The sequence below is a fragment of the Curtobacterium sp. JUb34 genome (genome assembly GCF_003755065.1).
In the GTDB taxonomy this organism is placed as follows: Bacteria; Actinomycetota; Actinomycetes; order Actinomycetales; family Microbacteriaceae; genus Curtobacterium.
In genome coordinates this window covers 320,899-335,901 of record NZ_RJVH01000003.1, presented here as the reverse complement: position 1 = coordinate 335,901, position 15,003 = coordinate 320,899, and the positions used below count along the sequence as shown (strand labels likewise).

At 71.6% G+C, this 15,003-nt stretch carries 14 protein-coding genes; 3 read left to right on the top strand and 11 right to left on the bottom strand.

What is annotated here, in order from left to right:
- Nucleotides 1–87: 87 nt before the first annotated feature.
- The 9 genes from EDF63_RS12750 to EDF63_RS12710 all read right to left on the bottom strand — a co-directional run bounded on the left by EDF63_RS12750 (nt 88) and on the right by EDF63_RS12710 (nt 10,258).
- A complete protein-coding gene (locus EDF63_RS12750) occupies nt 88–936 on the bottom strand; it encodes an ABC transporter permease (RefSeq protein ID WP_123313395.1) in 849 nt (282 codons plus the stop codon).
- On the bottom strand, nt 933–1,934 hold the full coding sequence (locus EDF63_RS12745; RefSeq protein ID WP_123313394.1) for an ATP-binding cassette domain-containing protein: 1,002 nt from the start codon (nt 1,932–1,934) through the stop codon (nt 933–935). The genes EDF63_RS12750 and EDF63_RS12745 overlap by 4 nt, the downstream gene beginning before the upstream one ends.
- A 58-nt stretch (nt 1,935–1,992) precedes the next feature.
- A complete protein-coding gene (locus tag EDF63_RS12740) occupies nt 1,993–2,814 on the bottom strand; it encodes a hypothetical protein (RefSeq protein WP_260233103.1) in 822 nt (273 codons plus the stop codon).
- A 270-nt stretch (nt 2,815–3,084) separates the two neighbouring features.
- Nucleotides 3,085–4,734 carry an inositol monophosphatase family protein gene (locus EDF63_RS12735; RefSeq protein WP_123313393.1) on the bottom strand — a complete coding sequence of 550 codons (1,650 nt, stop codon included), beginning with the start codon at nt 4,732–4,734 and terminating at the stop codon, nt 3,085–3,087.
- Nucleotides 4,731–5,807: an ABC transporter ATP-binding protein gene (locus EDF63_RS12730; protein WP_260233102.1), complete on the bottom strand. Its 1,077-nt coding sequence runs from the start codon at nt 5,805–5,807 to the stop codon at nt 4,731–4,733. Before EDF63_RS12730 ends, EDF63_RS12735 begins: the two co-directional genes overlap by 4 nt.
- Nucleotides 5,808–5,851: 44 nt before the next feature.
- A complete protein-coding gene (locus tag EDF63_RS12725; RefSeq protein ID WP_123313391.1) occupies nt 5,852–6,664 on the bottom strand; it encodes an ABC transporter permease in 813 nt (270 codons plus the stop codon).
- On the bottom strand, nt 6,661–7,695 hold the full coding sequence (locus EDF63_RS12720) for an ABC transporter permease (RefSeq protein WP_123313390.1): 1,035 nt from the start codon (nt 7,693–7,695) through the stop codon (nt 6,661–6,663). The genes EDF63_RS12725 and EDF63_RS12720 overlap by 4 nt, the downstream gene beginning before the upstream one ends.
- A complete protein-coding gene (locus tag EDF63_RS12715; protein ID WP_123313389.1) occupies nt 7,692–8,849 on the bottom strand; it encodes an extracellular solute-binding protein in 1,158 nt (385 codons plus the stop codon). The genes EDF63_RS12720 and EDF63_RS12715 overlap by 4 nt, the downstream gene beginning before the upstream one ends.
- A gap of 458 nt (nt 8,850–9,307) precedes the next feature.
- Entirely contained in the window at nt 9,308–10,258 is a 951-nt protein-coding gene (locus EDF63_RS12710) for a hypothetical protein (RefSeq protein WP_123313388.1), read from the bottom strand.
- 123 nt (nt 10,259–10,381) lie between these two features.
- Here EDF63_RS12710 and EDF63_RS12705 point away from each other — a divergent pair, with 123 nt between their 5' ends.
- A complete protein-coding gene (locus EDF63_RS12705; RefSeq protein ID WP_260233101.1) occupies nt 10,382–10,804 on the top strand; it encodes a DUF3054 domain-containing protein in 423 nt (140 codons plus the stop codon).
- Nucleotides 10,801–11,814: a LacI family DNA-binding transcriptional regulator gene (locus tag EDF63_RS12700; protein WP_123313386.1), complete on the top strand. Its 1,014-nt coding sequence runs from the start codon at nt 10,801–10,803 to the stop codon at nt 11,812–11,814. The genes EDF63_RS12705 and EDF63_RS12700 overlap by 4 nt, the downstream gene beginning before the upstream one ends.
- Before the next feature lie 293 nt (nt 11,815–12,107).
- On the opposite strand, the gene EDF63_RS12690 is transcribed toward EDF63_RS12700, so the two are convergent.
- Together EDF63_RS12690 and EDF63_RS12685 are read right to left on the bottom strand one after the other, a co-directional pair.
- Nucleotides 12,108–12,761 (bottom strand): spermidine/putrescine ABC transporter substrate-binding protein, encoded by a 654-nt coding sequence (locus EDF63_RS12690; protein ID WP_123313384.1) that lies wholly within the window; start codon nt 12,759–12,761, stop codon nt 12,108–12,110.
- A 70-nt stretch (nt 12,762–12,831) separates the two neighbouring features.
- The gene (locus EDF63_RS12685; protein WP_123313637.1) at nt 12,832–13,746 is read right to left on the bottom strand and encodes a DUF3097 domain-containing protein; all 915 of its coding nucleotides are present in this window, start codon (nt 13,744–13,746) and stop codon (nt 12,832–12,834) included.
- 79 nt (nt 13,747–13,825) lie between these two features.
- Here EDF63_RS12685 and EDF63_RS12680 point away from each other — a divergent pair, with 79 nt between their 5' ends.
- A complete protein-coding gene (locus tag EDF63_RS12680) occupies nt 13,826–14,875 on the top strand; it encodes an alcohol dehydrogenase catalytic domain-containing protein (protein WP_123313383.1) in 1,050 nt (349 codons plus the stop codon).
- Nucleotides 14,876–15,003: the final 128 nt, after the last annotated feature.

Sequence of the window (15,003 nt, the reverse complement as noted above, 5' to 3'; positions counted from 1 at the left end):
CGCTCGGCGTCTGTCGCGGTCACGTGGACGATGCTAAGCCGTCCGGGTGACGCACGCGCGCACCCGGACGGCCCCTGTGGACGACTGCTACTTCGCGCTGATCCTCGTGTACTTGTTGACCGCCCACGGCACGAACACGACGAGCATCACGGCGATCCCGATCAGCACCGTCACGATCGGGTGCTGCATCGTCCAGATGTCCGGCACCGGCGCGGACCCGACGTTGCCGAACAGCTCACGGGCCGCCTGCACGAGCGACGACACCGGGTTCCACTCCGCGAACACCCGCAGCACCAGCGGCAGCGTGTCGCTCGGCACGAAGGCGTTCGAGATGAACGTCAGCGGGAACAGGATCATGAACGAGGCGTTGTTGATGACCTCCGGCGTCTTGACGCTCATGCCGAGCAGCGCCATCACCCAGCTGAACGCGTAGCTGAACAGCAGCAGCAGGGCGATGCCGGCCAGGAACTCGAGCGGCGACGAGTTCACCCGCCACCCGACGGCCAGCCCGGTGAGCATCATGATCGCCATCGAGATCGAGTTGAGCACGAGGTCGGAGTTGGTCCGGCCGACGAGCACCGCGGACGCCGACATCGGCAGCGTGCGGAACCGGTCGATCAGGCCCTCCTTCAGGTCCTGCGCCATCGCCGAACCCGAGAACGTGGCCCCGAACACGACGGTCTGGGCGAAGATCCCGGCCATCAGGAACTGCGTGTAGTCGGTGCCCTCGACCGCGATTGCGCCGCCGTAGACCTGGCTGAACAGCAGGACGAACATGATCGGCTGCAGCACCGCGAACACGAGCATGTCCGGCGACCGCTTGAGCTTGATGAGGTTCCGTTTGGTGACGGTCCAGCCGTCCTCGAACCAGATGGCGATCGGTGAGGTGACGACGACGGGCAGTTGCCGACCCGGCGCGATGGTCGTGGCGGTCATCGGGCCGTCTCCTTCTGCTTCGTGGCGGCGGCTTCGTCGGCCTCGTCCTCCGTCGCGGCGTGGCCGGTGAGCCGCAGGAACACGTCGTCCAGGGTCGGTCGCCGCATGCCCGCGTCGTGGAGCTCGATGCCGGCGTCGCCGAGGTCGGCGAGCACTCGTTGCAGGGCGGCGGGCCCGGCCTCGACCGCGATGGCGTGGGTGCGGCCGTCGCCCGACGCCTCGACGTCGCCGACGCCGTAGCGGCGCAGGACGGTCGTCACGGCGTCGCCGTCGGTCTCGTCCACCAGGGTCACGACGACCCGGTGGCCGCCGACCTGCGCCTTGAGGTGGTCGGCGGTGCCCTCGGCGATGACCCGGCCGTCGTCGATCACCGCGATGTCGTCGGCGAGCCGGTCGGCCTCTTCCAGGTACTGGGTGGTGAGCAGGACGGTCGCGCCCTCGGCGACCAGGTTCTCGATGATCCCCCAGAGCGCGAGCCGGCTGCGGGGGTCGAGGCCCGTGGTCGGCTCGTCGAGGAACAGCACGCGCGGGTTCATCACGAGCGCGCCGGCGAGGTCGATGCGTCGCCGCATGCCGCCGGAGAAGCCCTTCACCGGACGGTCCCCGGCTTCGGCGAGGTCGAACACGTCGATCAGCTCCCGAGCGCGCTCGCGGGACGTCTTCCGGCCCAGGTGGTAGAGCCGTCCGATCATCTCGAGGTTCTCGAACCCGGTCAGGTTCTCGTCGACGGCGGCGTACTGCCCGGACACCCCGATCGACCGCCGGGTCGCCTGCGGGTCGGCGATCACGTCGATGCCGTCGATCGACGCCGTGCCGGAGTCGGGCGTGATGAGGGTGGTGAGGACCTTCACGGTCGTGGTCTTGCCCGACCCGTTCGGCCCGAGCAGTGCCTTCACGGTGCCCTGCGGCACCGACAGGTCGAGTCCGGCCAGTGCGTGCACCGGCCCGGACTTCGACTTGTACGTCTTGGTCAGCCCGGAGGCTTCGATGATGGCCATGTCGCTCCTTCGTCGGACACGGTGGGTACCCGGGGCCCGGTGGAGCGACGGACGTCACTCAGACGTCGAAGTCACCGCCACCGAAGTCGCTGAAGCCACCGCCGAAGTCGGATCCGCTGTCGCCCCAGCCCGCACTCTCGAACCCGCCGCCGTCGGTCGCGCCACCGTCGGACGCACCGGCATCGCCGGATTCAGCACCAGTGTCCTCCGAACCGCCGTCACCCGCAGCGTCAGTACCGCCATCGAACGATCCCGGGTCCGGCAGGAAGGCGCTCATGATCGCCGAACCGATGACGTAGCCGGCCACCGTCCCGAGGATCGAGGCACCGATCATGCTCCCGAACGACGGCCCGCCGCGCTGGCCACCGAAGCGTCCCGCGCCCCCGCCGACACCGCCGAGCGACCGCTCCATGAAGCCCGGCTGGCGGATCTCGGACCGTGTCGCCGACTGCGCGAGCGAACGGGGGTCGTCGCCACGAGGGGCCTCGCCGGGGGGTGCCGTGCGGGTGAACTCGTCGTAGACCATGCGGCGCTGCTCGTCGGTCAGCTTCGCGAACGCCTCGGCGTGCACCTCTTCGATGCGCTCCGGCGGTGCCGTCCGGAGCAGGTAGCGGTACCGCTCCACCGCGCGCTCGTCGTCGGTCGTCGCCCCCTGCTGCTGCTGTGCGGGTGCACCACCCCACTGCGGCACGCCGTACTGCGCGCCCGGCTGCTGCCCGGCCGGTGTCCCCGTCGGAGCGGGCTGGTGGTACGACTGCTGGCCGTACCGGTAGCCCTGCTGCTGCGGCTGCCCCCACTGGTTCTGCTGCGCGTCGTACTGCTGCGCGTCACCATTTCGGTCGCGGTCCGGACGTCCGAGCAGGCGGTCGAGGAATCCCATGGTCGATGCTCCTTCGGGTGCACGGTCGATCCGGTCGGACCGGCCGTGGACTGCCACCCTATGGAGCGGGGTCGGCCGCTGACTGAGCGCCCGCTCAGAGTCAGCCGAGCGCCGTCCCGTGCCCGAGTCCGCACCGTGCCCACCTGTACAACCCGTGCCGGCTTGCCAGCACCGTGCGCGTCTCCAGCGCCGCACCCAGCGGCCAACCCCGCACCAGAACGCAGGCCCCGCACCGTGCGCCGGCCACACCTGCCGCGCGCACGCGCCGGCTCACCCCGCGGCGAGCGCCGCCGTCCACACCGCGTGCAGCTCGTCCGCCGCTCCGGGGTGCGCCACCAGGAACGGCTCGCCCACGGGCGGGAAGCCCTCGACCGGGCCGGAGCGCGTCAGCACGATCCCGCCGGCCTCGTGCACGAGCAGCACGGCGGCCCCGTGGTCGACCGGGTTGAACGCCGACACGCACCCGCCGATCCCCCGGCCGGCCGCGACCTGCGCGATGGTCAGCGTGCCGGAGCCCTGCACCCGCAGCGTGCACGACCGGTCGGCCAGGGAGTCGAGGAACACCCCGAACCCGGGCCACGGCCGGTGCCCGTCGAGTTCGGTGCCGACGACCGCCCCGGCGAGCGGGCGTGGGGTGTCGTCCAGCCGCAGCGGCCGGTCGCGCAGGGTCGCACCGCGCCCGCGCCGCGCCTCGAGGACCTCGCCCCGCCACGGATCGGCCACGACCCCGACGAGCGGGCGTCCTCCGCGGGTCAGGCAGAGCGACATCGACGTCCACGGCACCCCGTTCGCCAGGTTCGTGGTGCCGTCGACGGGGTCCAGGTACCAGCGGTGCCGGTCACCGGGCGCGTCGCCGTACTCCTCGCCGGTGAACCCGTGCGTCGGGAACACCATCCGCACGCGGGAGCGGACGTGCTGCTCGACCAGGCGGTCCACGTCGGTGACGAGGTCGGCGGGGTTCGCCTTGGTCCGCACCTCGCTGACGGGGTGTTCGCGGGTGAACGCGATGACCTCGTGCGCGATGCGGTGCGCCAGGGCCTGGGCGCGCGAGGCGACCTCGGTCTCGGTCGGCTCGCGGTCCCGTTCCGGCCAGCCGTCCCGCTCCGCCGAGGACAGCGCTGCGCCGATCGCGCCGACGTCGTTCGTGGTGATCGAGTCGACGCCGAGCCGTGCCGCCCACAGCGCGGGTTCGGCCTCGTCGACGGTCCAGACGGCGACCCGCAGCCCGAGGGCGTGCGCGACCTCGATCGTCCGCGGCGTGAGGAACGCGATGTCGAGGTTCAGGGTCGACGGGGTCAGGGCATCGAGGTCGGCCGGGGCGGGCGGGTCGAGCGACTCCCACGCGAGCCACACGTCGGCGTCGGGCAGCACCGAGCGGACCGCGGCCATGGCGGCCGGCGCACCGCACCACGCCACGGTGGTGGACGCGGTGGAACCCGCGACGGTCCGGGCCGCGACGAGCCCGTCGGCGGGGTCCGTCAGGTCGACCAGCAGCACCGAGCGGCAGCCGTCGAGACGTTCGAGCGCGGCGTCGAGCCGCGGGATCCGGTCGAGCCCGTTGCCGAGCCGGGCGACGTCGCACCAGGCGACGTCGGACACCCGCCGGGCGTCGCCCCACATCCGCCCGAGGGTCTCGTCGTGCAGCAGGACGGCGACGTCGTCGGCCGTGCGACGGACGTCGACCTCGATGACCTCCGCGCCGAGCGCCTCGGCGACCGCGATGGCGGGCAGGGTGTTCTCCCGCCGGACGCGCGGCGCACCGCGGTGGGCGACGAGCCGTGGCGGACGCACGCCGGGCCTCCCGGTCGGGTCGGACGGGACCGACCCGTGACCGGCGGCCGGCGCGGCGGACGCAGGAGCAGACGCTGCTGCCGACGCGGCGGGGACGGCGCGGTCGGTGACCGGCACGGCGCCGCTCATCGGGTGCCCTCGAGCAGTGCACCGTCGCGGTAGACGAGCACCGCGCCGAGCCGGACCCCGGTCTCGGTGCCGACCGCCGGGGGTGCTCCGGTGACGAAGGCGCGGAGCTCGGCACCGTCGGTGGTGAGCACGACCTCGGCGAAGTGGCCGCGCATGAGGACACGGGCGACGGTGGCGCGGATCGGTGCGTCGTCGGTGAGGACGACCTGCTCGGGGCGGATCAGCACGGTGTCGGCCGCGGTCGGGCTGACGGACGTGCCGGCGAGGAACCGGCCGGAGACGACGCTCGTCGACCCGATGAACGACGCGACGAACCCGGTGGCGGGGCGGGCGTACAGCTCGGTCGGCGTCGCGATCTGCTCGATGCGTCCGTCGTGCATGACGGCGATCCGGTCGGAGATGCTGAGCGCTTCGTCCTGGTCGTGCGTGACGATCACGGTCGTGATGCCGAGGCGCTGCTGGATGCGCCGGATCTCGTCGCGGACGCTCACGCGGAGCTTGGCGTCGAGGTTGGACAGCGGCTCGTCGAGGAGCAGGACGTCGGGCTCCTGCACGATCGCGCGGGCGAGGGCGACGCGCTGCTGCTCGCCGCCCGAGATCGCGGTCGGCTTCGAGCCGGCGTGGTGGCTCAGGCCGACGAGTTCGAGCGCGTCCCGCACCCGGTCCGCCGCCTGCCGCTTCGGGACCCGTCGGGTCCGCAGCGGGAACGCGACGTTCTGCGTCACCGTCATGTGCGGCCACAGCGCGTAGTTCTGGAACACCATCGCGCTCGGTCGGCGCTCGGGGCCGGCCGACGTGACGTCGCGGTCCCCCATCGTCACGACGCCGCCGTCGGCGGGCAGGAATCCGGCGACCATGCGGAGCGTCGTCGTCTTGCCGCACCCGGACGGCCCGAGGAGCGAGACGAGCTCGCCCTTCGCGACGTCGAGGTCGATGCCCGCGACCACGTCGCGTCCGCCGAGTGTCTTGCGCAGCCCGCGGACGGTGAGTCCGCCGGCGCGGCTGCGGTCGGTCCTGCTGTCGTCGACCGGGAGGCCCGGTGCGCGTTCCGCGACGAGCGTTGCATCCGTCATCTGGTCGCCTTTCGTGCTGGTGTGGGTCATCGGGGTCTGTCGCTTCATCGGATCTGGAAGCCGTCCGCGAGGCGGCCGCCCATGATGTGCTTCCGGGCGAGCAGCAGCAGGACCACGGACGGGATGCTCAGCGCGATCGCGAACACCGCCGAGACCTGCCGCGGGGAGTTGAGGACGAGCGAGTACATCGCCGTCGGCATGGTCATGTAGGTCGGAGCGCCGACGAGGTACGTGCCCTGCGCCTCGTCGAAGGACGCCAGGAACGACATCACCATCGCGACGAGGATCCCCGGCCACGCGATCGGGAACGTGACCCGCCAGAACGTGCGCCAGCGGCTCGCCCCCGCGTCACGGGCCGCTTCCTCGAGGGACCGGGGGACGGCCGAGAACGCGGCGGCGGGCAGCCACGTCATGAACACCACACAGCCCAGGACGTGCACGATCAGGATGCCCGTGACCGTGTTCATCAGGTTCAGTGCGGTGAACATCGCCGACATCGTGACGAAGAGGCCCATCTTCGGGAACGCGTTCGTGGCGAACAGCCCGACGAGCACGAGCCGCCGCCCCGGGAACTCGATGCGGCTGATCGCCCAGGCGGCCGGCAGACAGACCACCGCGGCGATGAGGACGGTCAGCGGGGCGAGGACGAGCGAGTTCTGGACGGCGACCGCCAGGCTGCGGTCCTCGAACACGGTGCCCCACCACTGCAGGGTCCAGCCGTCGGGCAGCAGGTTCGGGTAGGTCCACGTCGTGGCGAAGGCACGAGCGGCCAGCCAGACGAGCGGCCCGAGGACGAAGACGGCCAACACGATCGCGGTCGCCCAGACGAGGGCGATGCCGGTCAGACGCTTGATCACTGCTGCTCCTGCTGCTTCTTGTCGAGCTCGCCCGCGTTCGAGCGGACCGTCGAGCGGAGGTAGAAGATGCTCGCGGCTGCCGCGAAGGCGAACACGATGAACGCCATCGCCGTCGACTGCTGCGGACGGTTGTAGGCCTGGAAGTACTTCGAGATGTCGACGCCGAGCATCGTCGGCGCGTTCGGACCGGTGAAGTACGGCACCGTGAACGACCCGAGGACCCCGATCACGGTGAACGTCGTCGCGATGACGAGCGGGGTGGCCGCCATCGGCAGGAGCACCTGCCAGACCACCCGCCAGGTGCTCGCGCCGGCGTCCTTCGCGGCCTCGACCAGGGCGTCCGGGGTGCCCTGCAGCGCCCCGGCGATCATCAGCACCGCGAACGGCAGGCTGGTCCAGACGCTGCCGAACACCACGGCGACGAGGGTGTAGCCCCACACCGGGACGTCCAGGCCGAACTGGGCACCGAGGCTGCGGAGGAAGCCCTGCGCATCGGTGAACGTCAGGACCGACCAGCTCGCGATGACCACCGGCACGAAGAGCGGGACCACCGCGAGGACGCTGAGGCTCTTGCCGAGGATCCCACCGCGGAGCCGGAGGACCACGGCCACCGCCACGGCGAGCGCCACGGTCAGGCCGGTGGACAGCGCGGTGACCCCGAGCGTCGCGACGAGGTCACGCAGGAACGTGGCGTTGCCGAGCAGTGCGCCGTACACCGCGAACGAGAACCCGTGAACGGTGTCGCCGCCGATGTCGGCGAGTGCCTGGTTCAGGCCGCCGGTGAACCCGAGGCTGAAGAGGGCGGCGTTCACCACCGGGACGCCGACGAACAGGACCACGACGAGCACGGGCGCCGCGACGAGCGCGAGGCCCTGCCAGCGTCGGCGGCGGGCCAGGCGCTCCTGTGTCGTGCGCTCGCTGGCGGGCTGCGCCGTGCCGTGGGCGGAGGGCGGGACGGGCGGGAGGCCCATGGCGGAGTCGCCACGGGCCTCCCGGTCGGTCGCCGGGCCGTCCTGGACGGTCTGGGTCACTGCGGGACCTTCGCGTCCCACGCGGCGTTCATGTCGGCGGCGAAGTCGCTCTGGAACCCGAGGCGGAGCTGCGACGGGTTCGCGTCGGCGAACTGCTCGGCGACCGACTCCGGCAGGCTGTCGAGCGGGATGACCGGGTAGCCGGAGACGGCGCTCGCGACGAGCTGCTGCCCCTTCGCGCTGAGCACGAAGTCGGCGAGCTGCTCGGCTGCCGCCTTCTTGGCCTTCGGCTCGGTCTTGGGGATGCCGAGGAAGCTCGCGCTGCCGGTGAACGACGGGTCGGTGATCTGGATCGCCTTGACGGTCTTCGGGATCACGCCGGTCTTCTGCGAGGTGATGAACTGGTCGCTCCAGACCGGTGCCATCGCGATCTGGCCACTGCCGAGCAGCTGCACGACCTGGTCGTTGCCGTTCGGGTAGACGCCCTTCTGGTACGTCGACGGGCCCAGGTCCTTCAGGGCGGCGAAGCCCTTGTCCCACTTCGACTCGAGCGACTTGTCGTACGTCGTCTGCATCGTCTCCTGCTCGGCGGGCGTGAGGTACTTCGCGAGCACCGTGGCGACGAACGAGCCGCCCGAGCCGCCCGACGACGGGGAGTTGTAGGCGAACTGGCCCGGGTTCGCTTTGATCCAGGCGAGCAGGTCGTCGAGGGTCTTCGGCGGGTCCGTCACCTTCTTCGAGTCGTAGGCGAGCAGGACGCTCGAGGCGCGGTACGGGATCGCGCTGTCGCCACCCTGCTGCTTCGTGGCCTCGGGGACGTTCTTCAGGTTCGGGATCGTGCTGTCGCTGACCGTGCTGAGCAGCCCGGCCTTGCCCGCGGTGGAGACGAACCCGGCGTCGACGAGGTCGTACGCGACGGACTTGCCGGCCTTGACCGCGGTGGCGAGTTTGGCCTGGGTCTGCGCATCGTGCTCGCCGTGCAGGTCGATGCTCGTGCTGACGTGGATCTTCGGGTGCACCTTCTCGAAGGCGGGGATGAGCGACTTGTCCCAGAGGTCCTGGACGTTCGTGTCGCCGCTGATGAACACCGTGAGGTTCGTGGTGCCGCCGCTCGTGTCTGCGGCGTTCGAGGCGTTGGCGCTCTGGACGCAGCCGGACAGTGCGACGGTCGCGGCCGCTGCGATGGCGAGGCCGGTGAGGACTCGGGTCTTCACGTCGATGATCTCCCTGTTCCGTGGGGGTAGTGCGGGGTGGGGGTGGGGGTAGTGCGGGAACGTTCCCGCACCGGGGTCGAGTGTGGCGCTGCCGGGTGAACGCCGGGTGCCGCGGGCGTCGCCGTCGGGTGAACTCCGGGGTGCGGGGTCGGGGTGCGGGGTCGGGGTGCGGGGTCGGGGCTCGCTCTGGTGCGAGGTCGGCGTCGGCGGCGTCGGCGTCACGCCCGCACCGTGCCGACCTCGCCACCTGGTGCGAGGTTGCCCGCCCCGTGCCCGCCTACAAGCTCGCACCAAGCGGGCAACGCACCCCCGACCGACGAAAGGCGCACGGTGCGAAGTCAGCCGGACCCACGGATGACCTCGCACCGAGCTGACTTCCCTTTCCCGACCGCGCGACTTCGCACCGTGCGCCGTGCGCAACGCCGGAACAACGCCGCACGGTGCGATCTCGGGCGGTCTCAGCGCGACATCCGCACGCCAGCCTGACGGAGCTTCGTTCGCAGGGTCCATTCGTTCCGCAGGTCGGACCAGGTCAGCCGGAGCACGATCCGGACCTCGGGGAACGCGCGGAGACGGTCCTCCCGGATCTTCTCGTCGATCAGCGCTTCCTCCGGGGTGCGCCCGCGCAGGTACTCACTGCGCTGGTACTTCACGGCACCGTCGAACTCCACCACCACCCCGGACTCCGGGAACCAGAAGTCCACGACGATGTCGGGCTCGCCCGCCGTCCGGAACCGGTGTTGGAGGACAGGTGGCGGCGTGCCGAACTGGTCGAACCGGGCGCGGGCGTAGGACTCCCCCGGTGAGTCCGATGCGGCATCGGCGAAGTCGACGGCCCGCAGTGCTCGCCGCCGGCCCTTCTGCCCTCGCCGCTCGACAGCCGACCGGACCGGGTCCCGCTCGACCGCACGGCGGAGGAGCGAGTCGAGGGCGACGACCGCGTCGCTGAAGGGCAGCGTGAGCGCGAGGTCCGTCGCCAGCCGGTCCAGCCCGCACAGCACCAACCCGTCCGGTGTCGTCACTGCTCTTCGGTTCCGATCGGGGTCGAGGTCCGCATGCACGATGAAGGTCGCGTTCGTGGTCCGCCGGTCGGCGCCGCCCGAGGTCACGTGGATCCGCGTCGGTGGAGGGGTGAGGAGCGGCACGCCGAACACCACGGCCGCGGACACGTGGGACACCAGGTCTCCTGGCCGGATGCGATCGGCGAACGAGCGCACGCGGACGTGGTGCTGCTCGGTGGTTCGGAGTGCTGCCCATCCGGCGGCCTCCGCGTACAGACCGCGTGCGACCCGGGTGAGCTCTCCTGCCGCCGCCCGTCGTCTGATGGCGTCGGACTCGTCCGGCCGTTGCGCTGATGTTCGGTACGTGAGGACTTCGGGGACCGGTGCGAGCTTCAGGTTCATCGACATGTCCCGATGGTCGAGAACCCACCGGACGACCGCAGCTCCGGACTCGAGCCCTGTGGACGGATCACCGCACTCTTGCCATGTGGAGGGATGAGTCCCACCACCGGAGGCTGCGAGACTGTTCGGGTGAACACACGCACCTGGGGTTGGCTCGCAGCGGTCATCGACGTCGTGCTCATCGTCGTCTTCGCACTCATCGGGCGTTCGTCGCACGGTGAAGCCAACACGGCGCTGGCACTATGGACCACCGCGTACCCGTTCCTGGCGGGCTGGGCGATCGGGTACGTGACGAGCGGAGCCTGGGCCCGGCCGCTGCGCTTCTGGCCGACCGGCGTCGTGGTCTGGATCCTCACGGTCTTCGTCGGTCTGGCGATCCGTGTCGCCACCGGCCAGGGCGACGTCGACGGCAACCCGCTGCCGATCTCGTTCGTCATCGTCGCCACGATCGTGCTTGGGGTGTTCCTGCTCGGCTGGCGCGCGATCGCCCGCGGTGTGCTCCGGTTCACCTCGTCGCGGTCGCGGCAGGACGCTGCAGCGACCGACGCGTGAACGGCAGCCGCGGTTCCCAACCGACCATCCTCGACGTCGCCGCACGTGCGGGAGTCTCGAAGTCGGCGGTGAGCCGTGTCCTCTCGGGCACGGGGCGGTTCTCGGACGAGACCCGTGAGCGCGTCGAACGCGCAGCAGCCGAACTCGGGTACGTCGCGAACGCCATGGCGCGCGGACTCGTCAGCGGTCGGACGCACACCATCGGCATGCTCGTGCGCGACGCCTCGTCGATGGTCTACACCGCCCTGCACGCCGTGATGGAGCGCCGCGCATCCGAGCTCGGTTACCGGGTCGTCACCACGACGGGCGTCGGCCGGGTCGAGGACGAGAAGTCCGCCCTCGCGGCCCTCGTCTCGATGCGCGTCGACGGACTGGTCGTGTGCAGCGGCCTCATGCCGTCCGCCGACATCGCCGAGTTCGCACCACGCATCGCCACCGTCGTCGCCGGTCGGCCCGAGCTGCACCCGGCACTCTCGAGCGTCTACTGCGACGAGGTCGACGGTGGTGCGACCATCGCGAACGCCGTCGCCGACGCCGGCCACAGCACGGTCGTGGTGCTCACCGTCCCGATCGACAACGCGATCACCCAGCACGCGCGATCGTCGGCGATGGTCGAGCGGCTCCGGGCGCGCGGTGTCCGCGTCATCGACATCGACGCGAGCTTCGTGCGGCCACCCGACGACTTGGCCGCCGACCTGGTGGACGCAGTGCAGGAGTCGGACGTCACCGCGGTGATGTGCCCGACCGACCGGCTCATGCTCGACGTGTGCGAGGCGCTCGCACGCCGCGGTGTCCGGGTCCCGCACGATCTGTCGGTCACCGGGTTCGACGGCGTGTACCCCCTCGCGAGCGACTGGATCGGGTTCACGACCCTCCAGCAACCCATCGAGCGCATCGGCCGCGAGGCGATCGACCTGGTCATCGGCCGGATCGACGACCCGACGCGGGCCGTCGAGCACCGCTCACTGCGGGGCACGGTCGTGCCCGGTCGCACGCTGCTCCCCCGCTGAGCGACGCACCGCGCACGGTGTGAGCTTCGCCGCCCCGTGCAGGTTCAGCGAGACACGCACGGTGCAGCCTCGGATGGACGGTGCCAGCTTCACGGCCCCGAGCGAGGTTCCCGAGTTCTGCACGGTGCGAGCTTCGCCGGACCGTGCAGCAGTGGCGGCTCGGTGCGGCGTCACAAGGGCGCACCGAGCGGGCAACCTCGCACGGACCGACGGACTCCGCGCGGTGCGGGCTTCGCCGCCACCACGCCACCACGCCGCCTCGCACCGAACGCCCGCCCCGCCCACCCCGCGCCTCAGAACAAGCCCGAGCGCGGCCCCTCGTCCGGACCGTCGAACCCGCGGAACATGTCCGACACGAGCGCCTCGATCTGCGGCTCCACCAGGCGCTCGACGGCCTCGGCGATGCGCGGCCGGTGGTCGATGAGCGCCAGGCAGACCGCGGTGCCGGTCGAGCGGGCGCACTCGTCGGACAACTCGATCTCGTGCCGGAGCGCCGCCTTGGCCTCGTCGGACAGCGGCTCCCGCGGCGTCTGCTCCCCCGCGCCGGTGCCGGCCAGCTCGCCGAGCGTGAACAGGAACGGTGACCCCGGCGACGGCTCCGGGTCCACGTCCAGCCCCTGGAACTCCGGCGACAGCCCCTCGGCCGGCTGGTACCCCGCGTGCCGCTTCCGGGCCGCCGCGCGCTCGAGCTCACGCTGCAGCAGCGGCAAGTTCTTGGCCGTGTAGTCGTCGACGGCGTCCTCGACGATCGTCGAGATCCGCCCGATCAGCGCGTGCTGGACGGCATGCGGCACGTCGGGCCCGAACCCCGCGGCCGCGGCGATCGGGGACCCGGTGCACTTCCGGCAGATGCGCGTGCGCGGGCGGGCGGTCCCGATCTGCCAGCGCGGCAACCAGCGCAGCCACAGGTCGACCGCGCCCCGCACGCGACCGTCGATGCCGTCCATCCCTCAACAGTAGGCCTGGAGGCACGGATCACCCCCGGCACACCGCGCCGGTCGGGCAATCCGCCGGTTCTCAGGCCTTCGGTTCCGTCACGAAGTCGATGAGCTCCTCGACGCGGCCGAGCAGCTGCGGCTCGAGATCGGCGAAGGTCCGCACCTGCCCGAGGATCCGCTGCCACGCCCGGGCGATGTCGGCCTGCTCGGCGTGCGGCCACCCGAGCGCCTGGCAGATGCCCTTCTTCCACTCGATCGACCGCGGGATCGTCGGCCACGCCTGCAGTCCGACGCGGGCCGGCTTGACCGACTGCCAGACGTCGACGAACGGGTGGCCGACGACGAGCACGTGCGCTCCCCACTTGCCGCGCATCACGGCGTCGGCGAAGCGGGACTCCTTCGACCCGTGCACCAGGTGGTCGACGAGCACGCCGACGCGACGGTCGCGCGTCGGCTGGAACTCGTCGAGGACGTCGGCCAGGTTGTCGACGCCGGAGAGCTCCTCGACGACGACGCCCTCGACGCGCAGGTCGGCTCCCCAGACCTTCTCGACGAGCTCGGCGTCGTGCTTGCCCTCGACCATGATGCGGGAGGGCAGGGCCACCCGAGCTCGCTGCGACTCCACCGCGAACGATCCGGACGCGGTGCGGAGGCGACCGCCGTCGGACGCGTGCTTGACCGCCGGAGCCGCCCCGGGCCTCCTGTCCGGTGGTGCAGCTGCGGCAGACCGGCCGACCGGCGCCTGCGGACGGCCCAGCGTGACGAGCTCGCCCTCGAGCAGGAACTGCCCGGTGAACGGGAACGAGCGGGTGCGGCCCTTCCAGTCCTCGAGCGCGATGTTGCCCGCTTCGAGCCCCACGACGGCACCCGCCCACCCGGAGTCCGGGTCCTCGAGCACCATGTCGCGTTCGAGCGGCACCTGCCGCACCTTCTTCACCCCGCGGGAGCGCCAGTCTCCCGAGAGCACGTCCCCGCCGTACCGGTCGTCGTCCACCCGCACGAGGGTACTGTCGACGTCGGCCCGGACGACGTCGACCGCGCCGACTCCCCACCATCTCGACGGAAGGCCTCCCGTGCGCGCAGCGATCATCCACGCCCCGAACGACATCCGCGTCGAGGAGCGCGACCGCCCCTCGGTCCTGACCCCGAAGGACGTCGTCGTCAAGGTCGTCGCGGCGTGCGTGTGCGGTTCCGACCTCTGGCCCTACCGGGGCGTGACCGAGACGAAGCGGCCACGGCCGATCGGGCACGAACTCGTCGGCGAGGTCGTCGCCGTCGGGGACGAGGTCACCGACCTGCACGAGGGCGACTTCGTCATCTCCCCCTTCACCATGAACGACGGCACCTGCCAGGCCTGCCGCCACGGCATGACCAGTGGCTGCGACCACCTGTCCGGCTTCGGCGGGAAGGACGCGTACGGCGACCCGGTCGGCGGCGCCCAGGCCGAGTACGTCCGCATCCCGGACGCGTCCGCAACGCTCGTCGCGGTCCCCGGCCCGGTCGACCCCGCACTCGTGCCGTCCCTGCTGACCCTGTCCGACGTCTTCTCCACCGGGCACCACGCCGCGGTGTCGGCAGCGGTCGGCCCCGGCAAGACCGTCGTCGTGGTCGGCGACGGCGCGGTCGGCCTGTCCGCCGTGCTCGCGTCGAAGCGACTGGGCGCCGAGCGCATCATCGCGATGAGCCGGCACGCCGACCGCCAGGCGCTCGCTCGCGAGTTCGGCGCGACGGACATCGTGTCTTCCCGTGGTGAGGAGGGCGTCGCGGCGATCCGCGAGCTGCTCGGCGGCGACCTGGCCGACTGCGCGGTGGAGGCCGTCGGCACCGAGGAGAGCATGGACCAGGCGCTGCACTCGGTGCGTGCGGGCGGCAACCTCGGTTTCGTCGGGGTGCCGCACGGCGTGCCGACGATCGGCACCCGGTACCTCTTCGACACGAACATCGCGATCGCGGGCGGGATGGCGCCGGCACGGAAGTACATCCCGGAGCTGCTGCCCGACGTCCTGTCGGGTGCGATCGACCCGGGCCGGGTGTTCGACCTCGAACTGCCGCTCGACGAGGCCGCCGAGGCGTACCGGGCGATGGACGAGCGTCGGGCGATCAAGGTGCTGCTGCGGCCGTAGGCGCCGGTCGCCAGCCGGCGTCGGGCGCGCGTCGGGCGCGCGTCGGCCGCGCGCCCGGCGTGCATCCGACGGGTGGCACGTTTCGCGCAGCAGAACGCGTGTTTCGAATCGGTAAACAAACCTTTCAG